The organism is Nocardia sp. X0981 (genome assembly GCF_977089955.1).
In genome coordinates this window covers 137,612-153,892 of the sequence record NZ_OZ372435.1, presented here as the reverse complement: position 1 = coordinate 153,892, position 16,281 = coordinate 137,612, and the positions used below count along the sequence as shown (strand labels likewise).

The 16,281-nt window shown below is 67.9% G+C and carries 16 protein-coding genes; 8 read left to right on the top strand and 8 right to left on the bottom strand.

The window, feature by feature from the left end:
- Window positions 1-162 precede the first annotated feature (162 nt).
- Complete coding sequence (locus ACYR7D_RS00710) at window positions 163-1,677, top strand: sensor histidine kinase (protein ID WP_459547704.1); 1,515 nt, start codon at window positions 163-165, stop codon at window positions 1,675-1,677.
- Between the two features lie 214 nt (window positions 1,678-1,891).
- On the opposite strand, the gene ACYR7D_RS00705 is transcribed toward ACYR7D_RS00710, so the two are convergent.
- Complete coding sequence (locus tag ACYR7D_RS00705; protein ID WP_459549946.1) at window positions 1,892-2,146, bottom strand: WhiB family transcriptional regulator; 255 nt, start codon at window positions 2,144-2,146, stop codon at window positions 1,892-1,894.
- A 253-nt stretch (window positions 2,147-2,399) separates the two neighbouring features.
- Window positions 2,400-3,347, bottom strand: coding sequence for a diacylglycerol/lipid kinase family protein (locus ACYR7D_RS00700; RefSeq protein WP_459547703.1), 948 nt, complete (start codon window positions 3,345-3,347; stop codon window positions 2,400-2,402).
- Window positions 3,348-3,615: 268 nt separating this feature from the next.
- On the opposite strand from ACYR7D_RS00700, the gene ACYR7D_RS00695 reads away from it, so the two are divergent.
- Window positions 3,616-4,035, top strand: a complete 420-nt coding sequence (locus ACYR7D_RS00695; RefSeq protein WP_459547702.1) for a hypothetical protein — start codon at window positions 3,616-3,618, stop codon at window positions 4,033-4,035.
- A gap of 27 nt (window positions 4,036-4,062) precedes the next feature.
- On the opposite strand, the gene ACYR7D_RS00690 is transcribed toward ACYR7D_RS00695, so the two are convergent.
- From ACYR7D_RS00690 to ACYR7D_RS00670, 5 genes are all read right to left on the bottom strand, one after another.
- Entirely contained in the window at window positions 4,063-4,560 is a 498-nt protein-coding gene (locus ACYR7D_RS00690) for an N-acetyltransferase family protein (RefSeq protein WP_459547701.1), read from the bottom strand.
- Between the two features lie 58 nt (window positions 4,561-4,618).
- Window positions 4,619-5,221, bottom strand: a complete 603-nt coding sequence (locus ACYR7D_RS00685) for an acid phosphatase (protein ID WP_459547700.1) — start codon at window positions 5,219-5,221, stop codon at window positions 4,619-4,621.
- Between the two features lie 112 nt (window positions 5,222-5,333).
- A complete protein-coding gene (locus ACYR7D_RS00680) occupies window positions 5,334-5,843 on the bottom strand; it encodes a nitroreductase/quinone reductase family protein (RefSeq protein WP_459547699.1) in 510 nt (169 codons plus the stop codon).
- 64 nt (window positions 5,844-5,907) lie between these two features.
- Complete coding sequence (locus tag ACYR7D_RS00675) at window positions 5,908-7,185, bottom strand: Rv3212 family protein (protein WP_459547698.1); 1,278 nt, start codon at window positions 7,183-7,185, stop codon at window positions 5,908-5,910.
- Between the two features lie 118 nt (window positions 7,186-7,303).
- On the bottom strand, window positions 7,304-9,097 hold the full coding sequence (locus ACYR7D_RS00670; protein ID WP_459549945.1) for a DEAD/DEAH box helicase: 1,794 nt from the start codon (window positions 9,095-9,097) through the stop codon (window positions 7,304-7,306).
- 525 nt (window positions 9,098-9,622) lie between these two features.
- Here ACYR7D_RS00670 and ACYR7D_RS00665 point away from each other — a divergent pair.
- The 3 genes from ACYR7D_RS00665 to ACYR7D_RS00655 all read left to right on the top strand — a co-directional run bounded on the left by ACYR7D_RS00665 (window position 9,623) and on the right by ACYR7D_RS00655 (window position 11,852).
- Window positions 9,623-10,762 carry an alpha/beta hydrolase gene (locus tag ACYR7D_RS00665; RefSeq protein ID WP_459547697.1) on the top strand — a complete coding sequence of 380 codons (1,140 nt, stop codon included), beginning with the start codon at window positions 9,623-9,625 and terminating at the stop codon, window positions 10,760-10,762.
- Between the two features lie 41 nt (window positions 10,763-10,803).
- Window positions 10,804-11,505 (top strand): ferritin-like fold-containing protein, encoded by a 702-nt coding sequence (locus ACYR7D_RS00660; protein WP_459547696.1) that lies wholly within the window; start codon window positions 10,804-10,806, stop codon window positions 11,503-11,505.
- Between the two features lie 119 nt (window positions 11,506-11,624).
- Window positions 11,625-11,852, top strand: coding sequence for a DUF3107 domain-containing protein (locus ACYR7D_RS00655; protein WP_459547695.1), 228 nt, complete (start codon window positions 11,625-11,627; stop codon window positions 11,850-11,852).
- Window positions 11,853-11,925: 73 nt separating this feature from the next.
- Here the strand turns inward: ACYR7D_RS00655 and ACYR7D_RS00650 are convergent, their stop codons facing one another.
- Window positions 11,926-12,582 (bottom strand): TetR/AcrR family transcriptional regulator, encoded by a 657-nt coding sequence (locus tag ACYR7D_RS00650; protein WP_459547694.1) that lies wholly within the window; start codon window positions 12,580-12,582, stop codon window positions 11,926-11,928.
- Between the two features lie 229 nt (window positions 12,583-12,811).
- Between ACYR7D_RS00650 and ACYR7D_RS00645 the strand changes: the two genes are divergently transcribed.
- The 3 genes from ACYR7D_RS00645 (at window position 12,812) to ACYR7D_RS00635 (ending at window position 16,220) form a co-directional block, all read left to right on the top strand.
- The gene (locus tag ACYR7D_RS00645; RefSeq protein ID WP_459547693.1) at window positions 12,812-13,876 is read left to right on the top strand and encodes a DUF3152 domain-containing protein; all 1,065 of its coding nucleotides are present in this window, start codon (window positions 12,812-12,814) and stop codon (window positions 13,874-13,876) included.
- A 151-nt stretch (window positions 13,877-14,027) separates the two neighbouring features.
- Entirely contained in the window at window positions 14,028-15,209 is a 1,182-nt protein-coding gene (gene moeZ, locus ACYR7D_RS00640; protein ID WP_459547692.1) for an adenylyltransferase/sulfurtransferase MoeZ, read from the top strand.
- A gap of 156 nt (window positions 15,210-15,365) precedes the next feature.
- Complete coding sequence (locus ACYR7D_RS00635) at window positions 15,366-16,220, top strand: TIGR02569 family protein (RefSeq protein ID WP_459547691.1); 855 nt, start codon at window positions 15,366-15,368, stop codon at window positions 16,218-16,220.
- The last annotated feature ends 61 nt before the right edge of the window (window positions 16,221-16,281 follow it).

The window sequence follows — 16,281 nt, the reverse complement described above, 5'->3', positions numbered from 1 at the left end:
TGAGGTAACCGCACAGCGCCGAGGCTTGCCAGGCCCACGAAGGGTCGAGCCCGCGTTGTGCTTCAGCCCGCGAAACGCATGCGCCGCAGGCGCGAGTCCCGCGGGCTGAAGCACGACGCCGCAGGCGCCGCCGATAAACACAGCCGCCAATAAACTCGGCGTATGTCGACACTGAGTGATCTGCTGGCCGAGCACACCGATCTCCCCGGGGTGGCGGTGGATCATCTGCAGCGGGTGGTCGGTGATTGGCAGTTGCTCGCGGATCTGTCGTTCGCCGATCTGCTGTTGTGGGTGGGGGCCGGCCCGATCGATGACGGCGCCGATATCGTCTGTGTGGCGCAGTGCCGGCCGACCACCGCGCCGACCGTTCACCAACAGGATCTGGTGGGGTCGGTGGCCCGGCAGTCGGAGCATTCTCAGGTGTTCGAGGCGCTGACCCGCGGAGAGATCGTCCGTACCGATACCGAGGGGGAGGCGCAGGGCGTTTATCACCCGTACCCGGTGCATGCGATCCGGGAGGCGATTCCGGTCCGCTGCGGTGCGGATGTGATCGCGGTGTTGAGCCGTGATACCGATCGGCAGCGGTCGCGGGTACGCAGCAGCTTGGAGATCGCATACGTGGCCTGTGCCGATGATCTGTGCCAGATGATCGCCGACGGGACGTTCCCGACCCCCGAGGACCGTGCGGCGACTCATTCCAGTCCACGCGCCGGGGACGGGTTCATCCGGCTCGATACCGAGGGCATCGTGACCTATGCCAGCCCGAATGCGTTGTCGGCGTATCACCGGATGGGTTTGCAGGCGGATCTCGCGGGGCAGGATCTGGCCACGACCACGCGTTCGCTGATCACCGATCCGTTCGACGCGCAGGAGGTGGTGGGCGATATCCAGGCCGCGCTCGCCGGACGCACCGGCCGGCGGATGGAGGTGGAGGCGCGGGGCGCCACGGTGCTGCTGCGCACACTGGTGCTGCGCCCGCACGGGGAGCTGGCGGGGGCCGCGGTGCTCGTTCGCGATGTGACCGAGGTCAAGCGCCGCGACCGGGCGCTGCTCAGCAAGGACGCCACGATCCGGGAGATCCATCACCGGGTCAAGAACAATTTGCAGACCGTGGCGGCACTGCTGCGGTTGCAGGCCCGGCGTACCGAGAACGAGGAGGCGCGGGTGGCGCTCACCGAATCGGTACGCCGGGTCACCTCGATCGCTTCGGTGCACGAGATGCTGTCCATGTCGGTCGACGAGGAAGTCGATCTGGACGAGGTGGTGGATCGGTTGCTGCCGATCATGGCCGATGTCGCGACCGTGCATACGGCCCGGATTACCGTGCGGCGTTCGGGATCGCTCGGTGTGTTCTCCGCCGAGCGGGCGACCCCTCTGGTGATGGTGCTGACCGAGCTCGTCCAGAACGCTATCGAGCACGCCTTCGACGGCGGTCAGAACGGTACCGTGACAATTCGTGCCGAACGTTCGGCTCGCTGGCTGGATGTGATCATCAGTGATGACGGTCGCGGGTTGCCCGAGGGATTCCGCCTCGAAACTTCGGATAGTCTCGGCCTGCAGATCGTGCGCACCTTGGTGACCGCGGAACTGGGTGGTTCGATCGGGCTGCATCCCGGCGCCGATATCGGCACCGACGCGGTGCTGCGGGTTCCGCTGGGGCGTCGCGCGGCGCGCTGATACCCGGCGGAAAATCGCTGATTGGATTATGCCCGAGTGCGGTCGAGTGTGTCGGGGAACACGCCGATAATTTTTCGAGGAATGATCCGGGATATTGGCGGAGCTGGACGGTAGGGCCCGAAAAAAACTCAGCCCGGCACCAGAATTACTGGTGCCGGGCATTCCGCGACTCCCCGGGCCGGGCTGAAAGGTCCGGTGATCGCTTCCCGCGCTGCTAGACGGCCGTGCGAGTGCGGGTGCGCGCATTGCGGCGCTTGAGCGCACGCCGCTCGTCTTCACTCATACCGCCCCATACACCGGCGTCCTGCCCGGAGCTCAGGGCCCAGGACAGGCATTCGGCGGTAACGGGGCAGCGAGCGCAGACCAGCTTGGCATCGGCAATCTGCGCGAGCGCGGGACCGCTGTTACCCACCGGGAAAAACAGTTCGGGGTCCTCATCGCGACAGATGGCCTTATGGCGCCAGTCCATTCCTTCTGCTCCTTTGTAGGGCGCCACATTGGGGCGCCGTTCGGTTGGTGGGTCGTTCACTTGTGCGTACTGAATGTTTCCGCACGGTTGCTTGTGAATGCTTTCACGAACACCGTAGATGTCAATAGGTATCCGATGCACCGTGGGGAAGCTCACGCACTGAAGGTCCCGCTAGGAGACCTGCCGCAGTCCTTTGTACTCGCCCGTGCCGGTTTCTGCAGCCCATCGGGGTGTATTTCCCATACGAGTTGCTTCAAACCGGTCGCGGCGCGACTACATCGAGGACATCCGGCACAGCGGTGAAATCCACCACGTCGCGTTCACCGATGAAGTCACCGTCGATTTGCAGGCCTATGGGGCCCGCGCTGGTGATACGAACCGACGGAACATCGTCGTCACGAAACAATTTCCGCGACTTCGGCTCGGCGTGTGGTGACAACAGTTGCGTCGCCAGGCGCAGTGTAGGCAGTAATGCCATGGTTCGCACGGCGAACACTCCGAGGCCGGTTTCGAACCTGGTGCCCGGATTGGTACGGACCGGAATGGTGTTCAGATAGGTCCACGGACTCGTGTTCGTCACGAATGCGTAATGAACACCGGAAACGGGTTCGTGACCGGGCACATGCACGGTGACCTCCGGCCGGGCCCGCCTGGTGCGGAAGAACTGCCCCACCGTGGTACGCACATAGCGGGCCGGGGTAGCGGTATGCCCCTTGGCGCGGCTGGCGTCGATCGACGCGCACACATCGGCGTCGAGCCCCACACCCGCGCTGAAGCAGAACCAGCGGTCGTCGGTGACACCCAACCCGATCCGGCGATCCGGATCACCGGCTTTGAGCAGGTCGATCAACTGATTGGTGGCCGCCACCGGATCGGGTTCGATATCGAGCGAACGCGCGAACACATTGGCCGAACCCCCCGGAATGATGCCGAGCCGGGGCCGCCAGGCCTGGCCGTCGTCGACCTGGGGTAGCGGGACGAATCCGTTGATCGTCTCGTTGACCGTCCCGTCCCCACCGTGCACCACGATGAGATCCATCTCGTTGGTCGCCGCCCACTGAGCCAGTTCGGCGGCGTGGCCCCGATGTTGTGTATGCGCGACCGTGAGCTGGGTCCGGCTCTCCAAGGCGTGCGCGAGAAGGTCGCGGGTGGCCGCCGTGGTAGAGGTCGCATTCGGGTTAACGATCAACAACGTCCGCACCTTCGCACTTTAATGGAACGCGGGGTGGTGTTTATCGGCACGCCTTCGGCGCGCGGGTTCGGGCCCCGTATGTCTCGGGGGTGTACCCGTGATTTCCGTTTTTCCGGATGGTCCGCGTTCGTGGTTCGGGGCCCGTCTCGGCTCTGGAGCGACCAGAGGGAGGGAGCGCAGCGACCGACCGGCGGGAGTGAAGACCCGAGACACAAGGGGGCCCCGAACCCGCGGCGCCGCAGGCGCCGCACATGAACACAGCCCCTAAGCTGGCCGGGTGGTCGAGCGAAAAGACGTCGGTGGTGTGCCCGGGACCGTTCGCGGGGCGGGCGGGCTGGTGGCCCTGGAGGGTGCGGTCGCGGTGACCGTCGCTGCGGTACTGGTCGTGCGGGCCCTGCTGGGGCATCGGGAGGATGCGATCAGTGGCTACGGTACGGCCATGTGGTTCGGGATTCTCGGTGGTGCGGTGTTGGCGTCGGGGATCGGGCTGCTGCTGGGGCAGCGGTGGGGGCGGGCCATCGCGGTGATCACGCAGCTGTTGTTGCTGCCGGTGGTGTGGTCCCTGCTGTTCGGTTCAGGGCAGCCGTTGCTCGGCACGGCGCTGGGCATTGTGGCGTTGGGGGCGCTGGGGTTGCTGTTCGCGCCCGCGACATCACGCTGGGCGGCACATGAGTACGGGGGTATATCCGACGAATGAGGTGGCGCCCCGTGCCGGTGCCCCGGTTCACGTGTTCACGGCGGTATCGGCGAGCGCGGTGAGGGCTTTCCCGGTGAGGCGGTAACCGATCCAGTCGTCCTGGGCTTCGGCGCCGAGGGACTCGTAGAAGCCGATGGACGGCGTGTTCCAGGTGAGTACCGACCAGCTCACCCTGGTGTAACCATGGGTGCGTGCCTCCTGCGCGAGCGCGGCCAGCAGCGCCCGGCCGAGCCCGGCGCCGCGCGCCTGGGGGGTGACGTACAGATCCTCGAGGTAGATCCCGTGGACGCCGTCCCAGGTGGAGAAGTTAAGGAACCAGATGGCGCAGCCGGCGATCACGCCGTCGACGAGCCCTACGTGGGCGAAGACGGCGGGGTCCGGGCCGAACAGTGCCGTGTGCAACTGGTCGGTGGTGAGTGTGCACAGATCGCGTGACTTCTCGTATTCGGCGAGGTCGTAGACCAGATCGACCAGGGCGGGTACGTCGTCGGGGGTGGCGCGGCGGACGACCGGGACGGGGGTCATAGCGGTACGGCTCCTCGATAGCGTCCGAAAGGATCGGGATTCGGGTGGCGGGCGGTGTTCACTCCGGGGAGGCGGGCCCTAGATTGTGGGCCCGGAGTGTGGGCTCCCCGTGTTCGTAGCCGAGCACGCTGACGGCAGCTGTGCCGAGGGCGAAACGGCGACCCTCCCGGACTTCGAAACCGAGCCAGCGGGCGATGAGAGCGCGGGAGAAATGGCCGTGCCCCACCAAGATCGCATCGCGGGCCCCGAGTGCGGCGGTGGCGGTACCCAGCACGCGATCGGCGCGGTCACGGATGTCGGCGGCGGTCTCGCCGCCGGGGATCGCACCGGTCCAGACGGTCCAGCCGGGGTCGTGGGCACGGATCTCCGGGGTGGTGCGGCCTTCGTAGTCACCGTAATCCCATTCGGCCAGGTCGGGCTCCACCGTGGTATCGGCGAGCCCGGCCAGTTCGGCCGTGCGCCGAGCGCGGATGCGGGGGCTCACGTAGACTAGGGGGTCGCGGAGGCCGAGCCCGGCCAGTACTCGACCGGCCGCTGTGGCCTGCTCGGCGCCGGCGGCGGTGAGGGGGAGATCGGTGCGGCCGGTGTGCCGGTGCTGTACAGACCAGCTGGTCTCACCATGGCGGACCAGTACCACGCGGGCATCGTCGGGACCGGGCATACGGTCCATCATGCCCGGTCGCGGGTACCGCACCGGGCGGCCGGGTGGGCGATGGTCCCGGATATGCCGGTGGCCGGCTCGCGACCGTGCGATGACCGGCCGGGGAATCCGATCAGTCCCGGCTTCCGGCCAGGGTGAGAACCACCAGGGGGATGGGCCGCTCGGTGGTCGCCTGGAAATCGGCGAGGAGCGGATTGTTCGCCAGCGCCCAGGCCGCGAACTCGTCGTAGGCCGCGCCGGTGAGCACCCGTGCCGTGCCGTGGTGGATATGATCGCCGAGTTCCACGATCACCGCCGGATCGGCCTTCACATTGTGGTACCAGGCCGGATAGCTGTCTTCGAGGAACGAACTGACGTACAGGGTGTCGCCGCGGTACAGCGCACCCAGCGGAACCACGTGCCGCTTACCGGTTTTCGCCCCCGTCGTGGTGAGCAGGAGCAGTGTCGCCCCGGCATAGGCGCCGCCCACCCGGCCGCCGTTGGCCCGGAATTCCCGGATCACCTCACTGTTCCAGACGGCCGGATCCTGCTCGGTGGACTGATTCCACGGGGCGTCGGGGTCGGCGTAGCGAGTGGATCCGGCCTCGGATACCGGGGCGGCGGTGTGCTGGGCTTCGGTCATGCCGACAGTGTGCCGCGGAGTACCGACAGAAAACGCTGTGCCGCAGAGTATTGCGCGACACCACTCATCGCAGCGGTTTGGCCGGCCGTGCCGCGTCACCGGGAGTGGAGTCGGGGGCGTCGGGGTCGGCGAGAGCGACCAGCCGGCCGTCGCGTTGTTCGAGGACCGTATTGCCGAGGACGCCGAGTGAGATCGGCCCGCCACCGTAATCGGGCCGGGCCACCGGGATACGGGTGATCTCGGAGCCGGTTGCCGGATCGAGCGCGGCGAGGGCGCCCGCTACCGGCATCAGGAGCTTCCCGGCCATCGGTACCGGCGCGCCGAGTGCGTCGGCGGCGGTCCACATCGGTTCGAAAGTGCTGGCCTGCAAGGCGATGACACTGTTACCCGTGAAGATCAGGAAAGCCGAGGCGGTACGGGTGGTCGTGGTGGTCTCCGCCAGTGGCGCCGAAAGTTCCTGCACCACGAGTGGTTTGCCCTTGGCATCGAAAATCGTCAGCCGGGGCGCCGAGGACTCGGCGCCGGGCTGGTACACCGCGATGCGGTTGTCCGATACCGCGATCACCCGGGCTTCGGGAGAATCTGCGCCGGGGCCCTCCAGGATCCGGGAACCGTACTCTTCGGGAACGTTGTCGTCCTTGGGGGCCGGAGCCAGGACGCTGAGGCGGTTCGCCGGCTCGTCCGGGCACCGTTCGAGCACCACCAGCCGGGACGGGCTGGAGGCGGCCGACTGGAGGGCGCAGCCTCGCCGCGGCTGGGTCTTCCAGTTCTCCCGGGCGTCCACGTAGCCGTATTCGAGGGTGCGCACCAGATCCGAACGCCACACCTCCAGTCGTTCGGGGCCCTGTGCCACCACATAGGTGCCGTCCACCGACAGACGGACACGATCGTCCATATAGCTGCTGCGGGCGGTCCGGCGCCGCCCGTCGGCGCCCGACAACATGGTGGTCTCACTGCAGCCGCGTTCGGTGCGGTAGACCGCGACCACCATGCCGAACTGTGCCTCGACCCCGCACAGCGGGATATCACGGGTGTAGCGCCACCGCTGCTCGCCGGTACCCGGATCCCGGCCGGTGACCGTACCGTCCGCCGCGGTGACCGCCACGCCCTCGGAGGTGAGCGCGCGAGCTGCCGCCGTATCGGCGGCGCGCCACACTTCGCGCAGTTCGGTGGGAAGTTTCGTGGCGTTGCGCGGCACCCGGGCCGGCTGGTCGGCGACGATGGACTCGGTGCCCGCCACATCGCTGGTGGCCCAGGACACGATCACCGCGATCACTACGAAGACGGCGATCGCGGCTGCGGTGACGATATCGGCGCGCGTTCGCCGCTCGGGTGCGAGCACGTAGGCGAGAGTAACGGATGGTGGTGGGCCCGCCCGACGGTGCTGGGCCGCTGTACCCCGGCCCGGTCGGTCCAGCGCCGGCGGTGCGGACATCGCCGGCGCTGGGAACCGCGCGGGGTCAGTCCTGAGCCGGCTCGCTCGAATTCGCACCCGCGTCCGGGGTGGCACCTTCGGCCGTGCCGGCCTCTTCACCGGATTTCGCGGCCGGCTTGCGCCGCCGCCGCCGACGGGCGGGTTTGTCCGTGTTGTCTGGGCCGGGGGCCTCGGTGGACTCCGCCGCGGAACGTGCGGCGGTTTCGGCTGCGGGACCTTCGGTGGCTGCTTCGTCCGGTCGCGCGGTCTCGTCCTCGACCGCGCGGCGACGCCGCCGGCGCCGGCGCGTGCTCCGGCCGGGCTCCTCACCGGTGTCGTGGCCGGAGCCGGCGGCTTCGTCCTCGGCCTCGGCCACGGTGGCGGCGGCGTCCGTGTCGTTTTCGGTCGTGGTCGTATCCGGTTCGATCGGCTTTCCGCCGCGGGTGCGTTTGCGGTTGCGTTTGCGCGGCGCCCGTTCGGGACGTTCCACCACCACGGCATCCGGGTCGCGCTGCGGTTTCCGGGCGCCGACGGTGCCGGTGACACCTTCGGGGATGCCCAGATCGGTGAACAGATGTGGCGACCGCGAATACGTTTCCACCGGATCGGGAATCCCCAGCCCGAGCGCGGCGTCGATGGCCGTCCAGCGCGCGAGCTCGTCCCAGTCGATCAGCGTGACCGCGACACCGGTGCGTCCGGCACGGCCGGTACGGCCGATACGGTGCACATAGGTCTTCTCGTCCTCGGGGCACTGGTAGTTGACGACGTGGGTCACATCATCGATATCGATACCGCGGGCGGCGACATCGGTGGCGACCAGGACATCGATCGTGCCCTTCCGGAATTTCGCGAGCGCTTTCTCACGGGCGATCTGACCGAGATCACCGTGTACCGCGCCCACCGCGAAACCGCGTTCGGCCAAATCGTCGGCGACCTTCTGCGCGGTACGTTTGGTGCGGGTGAAGATCATGGTGGCGCCGCGGCCCTCGGCCTGCAGTACCCGTGCGATCAATTCGCTCTTGTCCAGCGCGTGTGCCCGGTAGACGAATTGCGCGGTGCGGTCGTGTACCGCCGAATCATGCGGTTCCTCGGCCCGGATATGGGTGGGGCGGGTGAGGAATGTGCGGGCCAGGGTGATGATCGGGCCCGGCATGGTCGCGGAGAACAGCATCGTCTGCCGTTTGTCGGGCACCATTCCGAGAATGCGTTCGATATCGGGCAGAAAGCCCAGATCGAGCATTTCATCGGCCTCGTCCAGGACCAGTACGCCGATCTTGCCGAGGATCAGATGCTGCTGAGCGGCGAGGTCCAGCAGCCGGCCGGGGGTTCCCACCACGACATCCACACCGGTGCGCAACGCCTCGATCTGCGCTTCGTAGGGGCGGCCGCCGTAGATCGCGGCCACCCGCAGTGGCCCCTGCCGGCCGGACAGATATTTCGCCGCGTTCTCCAGGTCCTGGGTGACCTGCAGGCACAGTTCCCGCGTCGGCACGATGACCAGTGCGCGGGGGGTGCCGTCGAGCGGGGAGGTGCCGGATTCGGCGGTGCTGATCCGATGGAGCAGCGGAACCCCGAACCCGAAGGTCTTCCCCATTCCGGTGCGGGCCTGACCGATGAGGTCCTCGCCGCCCAACGCCAACGGCAGGGTCAGTTCCTGAATTGCGAAAGTACGTTCGATCCCGATCTCGCCGAGCGCGCGCACGATTTCCTCGCGAACGCCCAATTCGGCGAAAGTCGGCGCGGTGTGCGCCGAGTCCAGCTCGGCTGTCAGCAGCGTATCCGCCAGACCTGGTTCCGGTTCAACAGTGATCTTGCTCAGGTTCGTGCCTTCCCTCGTTATCGCGCTACACGCGCACGAGGCGTGGGGCGGACCGGCCGGTCCACGACGACCACGGATCCGCCCTGCGATATTCACCCGGGCCGCCGCCGGATGTCGGCAGTGCCCCGGTGCGGGACAGCGAAGCTCGGACATCGGCGCAGCGCATCGGTGACGCGGATCTGGTGCGCGCACATTTTCCGTGGACAGCGGAGAATTCTCTGGCCACCGCCTCGCGTACCCGGGGTACGCGACTTTCGGTGCTGCCGGTTCTTACGGATCGGCCGAATTCTTCCGTTGTCCGTTGCGATTGTAGCGTGCTATTGTTCCGCCCTCCGAAACGCGCCGGAACGAGTCCGCCGAACGCGGCCCGGTTTCCGCCCGGCGCCGCCGAGCACACCTGTCCGGCAGGGTATTCCGCCCGGGGCGGTGACTTTCCCGCGTGTCCGCGGAAACGGGTCGGTGGGAAAGGTGATTCGGCGCACATCCGGCACGTTCGGCCTTTCCGGTAGCTGGTACCCCCGTACCGGAGTATGAGAGATTCGTGCCGTGAGTATCGCAGACCGAGGTATCGCCCTGGCCGATCGCGCTGTGCGCGCGATGGACACCAGCGGCGAGCTGTCCCGGACCGTCGAACGAGCCGCGCGCAATGTCTGGGCCCTGACTTTCGGCGACGGAGTGGAAGGACGCCGGCCGACTCCGGCCTCGGTGCTGTGGGACGAACCGCACCGTCAACTGCGGCGTTTCGAACCGGCCCCCGTGGCCGGTGGCGCCGCGCCGTCCGCGGCGGCGGTCCTGATGGTGCCGCCACTCGCGGCCCCGGCCAGCTGCTTCGACCTGCGGCCCGGACAGAGCCTGGCGGAATTCCTCCTGGAAACCGACCGCGCCCCCTACGTGATCGACTACGGCGAAATCACCTACGCCGACCGCCGCATGGGCTTCGACGACTGGGTGTACGACATCCTGCCCGAGGCGATCGACCGCACCGCCGCCGACCGGGCCGCTGCCGGCGGGGAACCGCTGGTCGACCTGGTCGGCTGGTCGCTGGGCGGCACGATGGCACTGCTGACCACCGCCGCCGACGCCGGTCTGCCCGTCCGGTCCGTGACCGCGATCGGCTCGCCGCTGGACTACAACGCGATGCCGCTGACCCCGCAACTCGCCGCCGCTGCCCGGGTCACCGGTACCGGCGCCGCCGTGGGTGCGGCCATGCGAGCGATGGGTGGGGTGCCCGCACCGCTCACCCGCCTCGGCTACCGCCTCACCGCATGGGATCGTGAAATCAAACGTCCCTGGTTCATCGCCAACAACCTCGCCCGCACCGAATCGCTGGCCCGGATGGAGGCCATCGACCGGTTCATGGCCGATATGCCCGGCTACCCGGGCCGGATGTACCAGCAGTTGTGGAACCGGCTGATACTGCGTAACGAAATCGGCCGCGGAGTGGTGGATTTCGGCCGCGGACCCATTCGGCTCGCCGATATCACCGCCCCGGTACTGCTGGTGGGCGGACCGGCCGATGTCATCACCCCCGCCCGGGCCGTCGAACACGGGCTGGCCACGCTCACCGGCGCCCGGGATATCCACTACGAGACCGCGCCCGGTGGGCATCTGGGAATCCTCACCGGCGCCACCGCCCGCGAGACGACCTGGACCTATCTCGACAAATTCCTCACCACACGGCCGTGACCCGGCCGGTCTCCACGGGCGGCGTACTACGCTGGAGTTCCATGGGAGCACAGTCACCCGTCGCGCTGGGGGTCACACCGAGCGCTACGCCGTCTTCGCCGATTCCCGCCGACCACCCCGGTGTCACCGACCTGTTCGCGGTGCTCGCCTACGGCGAGATATCCGCGTTCTACCGGCTGACCGAGGAGGCCGCGCTGTCCCCGAGCCTGCACGGCAAGGTCGCGGTGGCCCGGATGGCGGCGGCCGAACTCGCGCACTTCGAGCGACTGGAGCAGGCCCTCACCGGCCGCGGCACCGATATCTACGCGGCGATGGCGCCTTTCACCCGCGCGCTGGACGACTACCACCGCTCCACCGACCCGTCCACCTGGCTCGAATCGATGGTGAAATTCCATGTGGGCGACGGTATCGCCGCAGATTTCTACCGCGAGATCGCCGGAGCCCTGAGCCCGGATGTCGCGGCCGTGGTGCGGGATGTACTCGCCGATACCGGCCATTCGGAATTCGTGGTCGACGAAGTACGCCGCGCGGTCCGGACCAGCCGCTCCGAGCGTGACCGCCTCACCCTCTGGGGCCGGCGGTTGCTGGGCGAGGCGATCACCCAGGCCCAGTACGTGATGGCCCAGCGCGATGAACTGACCGAACTGGTGCTGGCGGCCACGGGCGATCTGAACGGGATCGCCGCTTTGTTCGACCGCATGCAAACCGCCCACGCCGAACGAATGGCGGTACTCGGCCTCTGAGTGTGTTCCCACCCGCAACCGCGGAGTTCGCTCAGAGCGCACCCTGTCGCGTACCGAGCGCTTTCCCGCTCGACTAACCTGGCCAGGACAGCACAGGACTCTAGGTTCGGAGGTTGGCCGTGGAGGTCAAGATCGGTATTTCGGATAGCCCGCGTGAGCTCGTCATCTCCAGCTCGCAGAGCCCGGACGAGGTCGAGGCTCTCGTGTCCGAGGCACTGAGCGCCACCAGCGGAGTGCTCGCGCTGGCCGACGAGAAGGGCCGGAAGTACCTGATCCAGGCCGGCAAGGTGGCGTACGTGGAGATCGGTGCGGTAACCGGCGGCCGAGTGGGTTTCGCGGCGGTCTGAGCCCGCACGAGTGAAGCCCCTGCCCGGGTTGGCCGATTCGGGCGGGGGCTTCCTTGTGTGTAGGGTGCGCGGGTCAGGCGATCGGATGCAGGGGGATGTGCTTCAGACCGCCCCAGGCCAGCGCTACCGTGGTGTCCACGGCCTCGTCCTTCGGGATGGGACGATCGGCCTCGAGCCAATACCGCGCGGTGAACTGGCTGGCACCGACCAGGCCGACGGCGAGGATACGGGCCCGGTACGGGTCGAGACCGGAGTCGTGGGCGACCAGATCGTATACGGCGTCCACGCAGGCTTCGGTGGCCTGTTCGACCCGGCGCTGCACCTGGGGCTCGTTGGTGAGGTCGGATTCGAAGACGAGGCGGAAACCCTGCATCTCGTTGTCGACGAAATCGTAGTAGGCGGCGACGGCCGCGCGGACCCGCTGTTTGTTGTCGGTGGTGGAGCGCAGGGCCTGGCGCACACTGGAGACCAGCATGTCGACGTAGTTCTGCAGTACGGCCAGGTACAGCTCGAGTTTACTGGTGAAGTGCTGGTACAGCACCGGTTTGCTGACGCCCGCGCATTGGGAGATCTCGTCCATTCCGGCGGCGTGGTAGCCGCGGAGCACGAAGATCTCACTGGCCGCGGCCAGTAGCTGCTGACGCCGTTCGTCACGTGGAAGCCGGGTGCCACGTTTGGGGGTGGTGCCGGACGAGGGGCGGGACGTCATCCGGTCCACGAGGTCGGTCATATTCGGATCTCCCAGTCGTTTCCCCGGCAAAGGGGTGTGTACCGGGTCATTCGAGCACCATACTCGCTTCCGGTGTTTCTGTTGACCCGGGTCGGTGAACCCGATATCCGGCCGATATGTGAGCGTTCGGCGGGAAAAACCGTAGGAGCGGCCCGGACGGCCGCGTTCGCGGTGCCGACGGCCCCCACCGTCGTCCCCGGTGCCGGGCGCTTATGAGAGTCTGAAAGGTGTGACCGACCGACCGGACAATCCCTCCGGCGGCGGGCGCAGCGCGCACCGCCCCCGAGAACCGGACCGCGTGGTCGCCGCGGAGGCGGCGCCGGTGGCCGACGAATCCGCTGTTCCATTCCCGGACCGCACCCGGCGTCCGTTGCGCGCGAGCTGGGACCCGGCCGGTGTCGCGCCCACGGATTCCGGCGGCGGGGCCGGTAAGCGCGCTCGGTTGCGGTGTTTCGCTGCCCGATACGGGTGGCGGGTGTACGCACTGCCGGTACTGGTGGTGCTCACCGTCGTCGTGGTCGTCGACGCGGTCCGGGCCGGATCCGGATCTCCCGCCGATCCCGCGGATCCGGAACTGGGTGCCCTGGGGCCGCCACCGGCCAGCGCCGGCATCATCGGCGCCCCGCCGGGGGACGGTCGCTTCCCGGACGATCTGCCGGTGGGGGCGCTGCCCGCGGGCGGGAAATTCACCGAAACCGGTAAGGGAACCTGGCGGATAGTCCGTGGTGGCTCCCCTCGGGTCGGTGTGGGTGAGCAGCAGACCTTCACCTACACCGTGGAAGTCGAGAACGGTATCGACACCCGGGAGTACGGCGGTGACGAAGCGGTGGCCCGGATGGTGGATTCCACCCTCGGCAACCCGAAGAGCTGGGTGCACGACCCCAAGTTCGCCTTCCAGCGAGTAGACGGCGGCGAACCGGATTTCCGGATCTCGCTCACCGCTCGTGGGACCACCCGCCGGGTGTGTGGTTTCGAGATCCCCATCGATTCGTCCTGCTACGACTCCGATGACGCCCGGGTGGTGCTGTCGGAGGCACGCTGGGTGCGCGGGGCGCCTGCCTTCGAGGGCGATATCGGCTCCTACCGGCAGTATCTGGTCAACCATGAGGTCGGGCACGCGATCGGTTACCACGCGCATCAGCCGTGTGAGAGCGAAGGGGGGCTGGCGCCGGTGATGATGCAGCAGACATTCGGGACCGCCAACAACGAGATCGCTGCCCTGGATCCGTTCGGAGTGGTGCCGATGGACGGCAGGACCTGCCGCTTCAACCCCTGGCCCTACCCACGTGGCTGAGCCGGACGCGATGCGCTCCCGGGGCCGGGGAAGAATGCTCTCCGTACCGGCGTTGTATCCGGAACCGACGCCGGGGCGCTCGAACACCGCTCGGTCGCCGACGGCATTCGCGCCACCACAACCGGCTTATTCGATACGAGGAGTACAGGACGTGTCATCACCGCAGTCCCTGCCCCCACTTGTGGAGCCTGCCGCCGAGCTGACCAGGGACGAGGTCGCCCGTTACAGTCGTCACCTGATCATTCCGGACCTCGGGATGGACGGGCAGAAACGGCTGAAGAACGCGAAGGTGCTGGTGATCGGCGCCGGTGGGCTGGGCTCTCCGGCTCTGTTGTACCTGGCCGCGGCCGGGGTCGGCACCCTGGGCATCGTGGAGTTCGACGAGGTGGATGCCTCGAATCTGCAGCGGCAGGTCATCCACGGTGAATCCGATATCGGCCGCGCCAAGGCCGACAGCGCCCGCGATTCCATTCTGGAGATCAATTCCGGGATCGATGTGCGGCTGCACAAGGTTCGCCTGGAGCCGGAGAACGCGGTGGAACTCTTCCGCGAATACGATCTGATTCTCGACGGCACCGATAATTTCGCCACCCGCTACCTGGTCAACGATGCCGCGGTCCTCGCCGGGAAGCCGTACGTGTGGGGCTCGATCTACCGCTTCGAGGGCCAGATCTCGGTGTTCTGGGAGGACGCGCCGAACGGCCGTGGGATCAACTACCGCGATCTCTACCCCGAGGCGCCGCCGCCGGGAATGGTTCCCTCCTGCGCGGAGGGCGGTGTCCTGGGCGTACTGTGCGCCTCCATCGGTTCGGTCATGGTCACCGAGGCCATCAAGCTCATCACCGGTATCGGCGATCCGCTGCTCGGCCGGCTCATGGTGTACGACGCACTCGATATGAGCTACCGGACCATCAAGCTGCGCCGTGATCCCGCGCGTCAGCCGATCACCGAGTTGATCGACTACGAGGAGTTCTGCGGTGTGGTCTCGGAGGAGGGGCAGGCCGCCGCGGCCGGTTCCACCGTGACGGCGCGCGAGCTGAAGGAGCTGCTGGACGCCGGTGATGTGGAACTGATCGATGTGCGCGAACCCGTGGAATGGGACATCGTGCACATCGAGGGCGCGACCCTGGTTCCGAAGGAGCGCATCCTGTCCGGTGAGGCGCTGGCCGAACTGCCACAGAACCGCAAGATCGTGCTGCACTGCAAGACGGGGGTGCGGTCGGCGGAGGCGCTGGCCGCGCTGAAACGGGCTGGTTTCGCCGATGCCACCCATCTGCAGGGCGGGGTCATCGCGTGGGCGAAACAGGTGGATCCTTCGCTGCCGGTGTACTGATATCCGTAGCCGTGATCGGGGCCGCCGCGGCCCGTCGGCCTGTGCTCGAGCGCCGGGGCACGGCCTCCGGCGCGCCGCCGTAACGGCGTGTCGCGGCCCGGCCACACCACGGTGTGGCACCCGGTCCGGGCCCGGCTCCGGGAGTACGGTACGGCCGTGACCACCACTGTCGAACCCCCGGAGCATGTGCGGGCCACTTTCGGCCTGCGCGAGATGAGCCCGGTCACGCTCGGTGACTGGGAGGGCGGCTGGCGCCTCGGTGATGTGGTGCTCAGCCCTGTCGCCGATCATGCCCGGGCGGCATGGTCGGCGAAGGTTCGTGAGAATCTGCGGGTGGACGGCCTGCGTCTGGCCCGTCCGGTGCGGGCCACCGACGGACGTTACGTGGTGTCCGGCTGGCGGTGTGACACGTATATGCCCGGCGCTCCCGAACCCCGGCACGACGAAGTGGTCTCGGTGTCGTTACGGCTGCACAAGGCCACCGCCACCCTGGAGCGGCCCCGTTTCCTCGCCCAGCCGCCGATGACGTCGTGGCTGGACGTGGATGTTTTCGCGGCCGCGGATCGGGCGGCCTGGGAGACCGTGCCCTTGCGTACGCTGCGGGCCGCGGGAGCGGTGGTGGAGAATTCTCCGGACGGCCGGCACAGTATCGATCTGCTCGGGCAGCTGGCCACGCTGCGTAAACCGGTGCGCACCCCGCCGCAGCTGGTGCACGGTGACCTGTTCGGTACGGTGCTGTTCGCGGGTACGCAGACCCCGTCGCTCACCGATATCACCCCGTACTGGCGCCCACCGGCCTGGGCGGCGGGGGTGGTCGTGGTGGACGCGCTCTCCTGGGGTGGCGCCGACGACGGGCTGCTGGAGCGCTGGGCCGATCTTGCGGAATGGCCGCAGATGCTGTTGCGCGCGGTGATGTTCCGGCTGGCCGTACATGTGCTGCATCCGCGATCGACGCCCGAAGCGCTGCCCGGCCTCGTGCGTACCGCGGATATGGTGCGTTTTCTGCTGTGACGGTGCGCAGCCGTCGGGTGAGGGTGATCCCGGGCGCTACCGGGAGGGCCGGCGCGACACG

Excerpts from the sequence above, each read along its gene's own strand:
- ACYR7D_RS00710 (WP_459547704.1), top strand. The coding sequence starts at position 163 with ATGTCGACACTGAGTGATCTGCTGGCCGAGCACACCGATCTCCCCGGG.
- ACYR7D_RS00705 (WP_459549946.1), bottom strand. The coding sequence starts at position 2,146 with ATGGACTGGCGCCATAAGGCCATCTGTCGCGATGAGGACCCCGAACTG.
- ACYR7D_RS00690 (WP_459547701.1), bottom strand. The coding sequence starts at position 4,560 with ATGACCCCCGTCCCGGTCGTCCGCCGCGCCACCCCCGACGACGTACCC.
- ACYR7D_RS00685 (WP_459547700.1), bottom strand. The coding sequence starts at position 5,221 with ATGCCCGGTCCCGACGATGCCCGCGTGGTACTGGTCCGCCATGGTGAG.
- ACYR7D_RS00680 (WP_459547699.1), bottom strand. The coding sequence starts at position 5,843 with ATGACCGAAGCCCAGCACACCGCCGCCCCGGTATCCGAGGCCGGATCC.
- ACYR7D_RS00660 (WP_459547696.1), top strand. The coding sequence starts at position 10,804 with ATGGGAGCACAGTCACCCGTCGCGCTGGGGGTCACACCGAGCGCTACG.
- ACYR7D_RS00650 (WP_459547694.1), bottom strand. The coding sequence starts at position 12,582 with ATGACCGACCTCGTGGACCGGATGACGTCCCGCCCCTCGTCCGGCACC.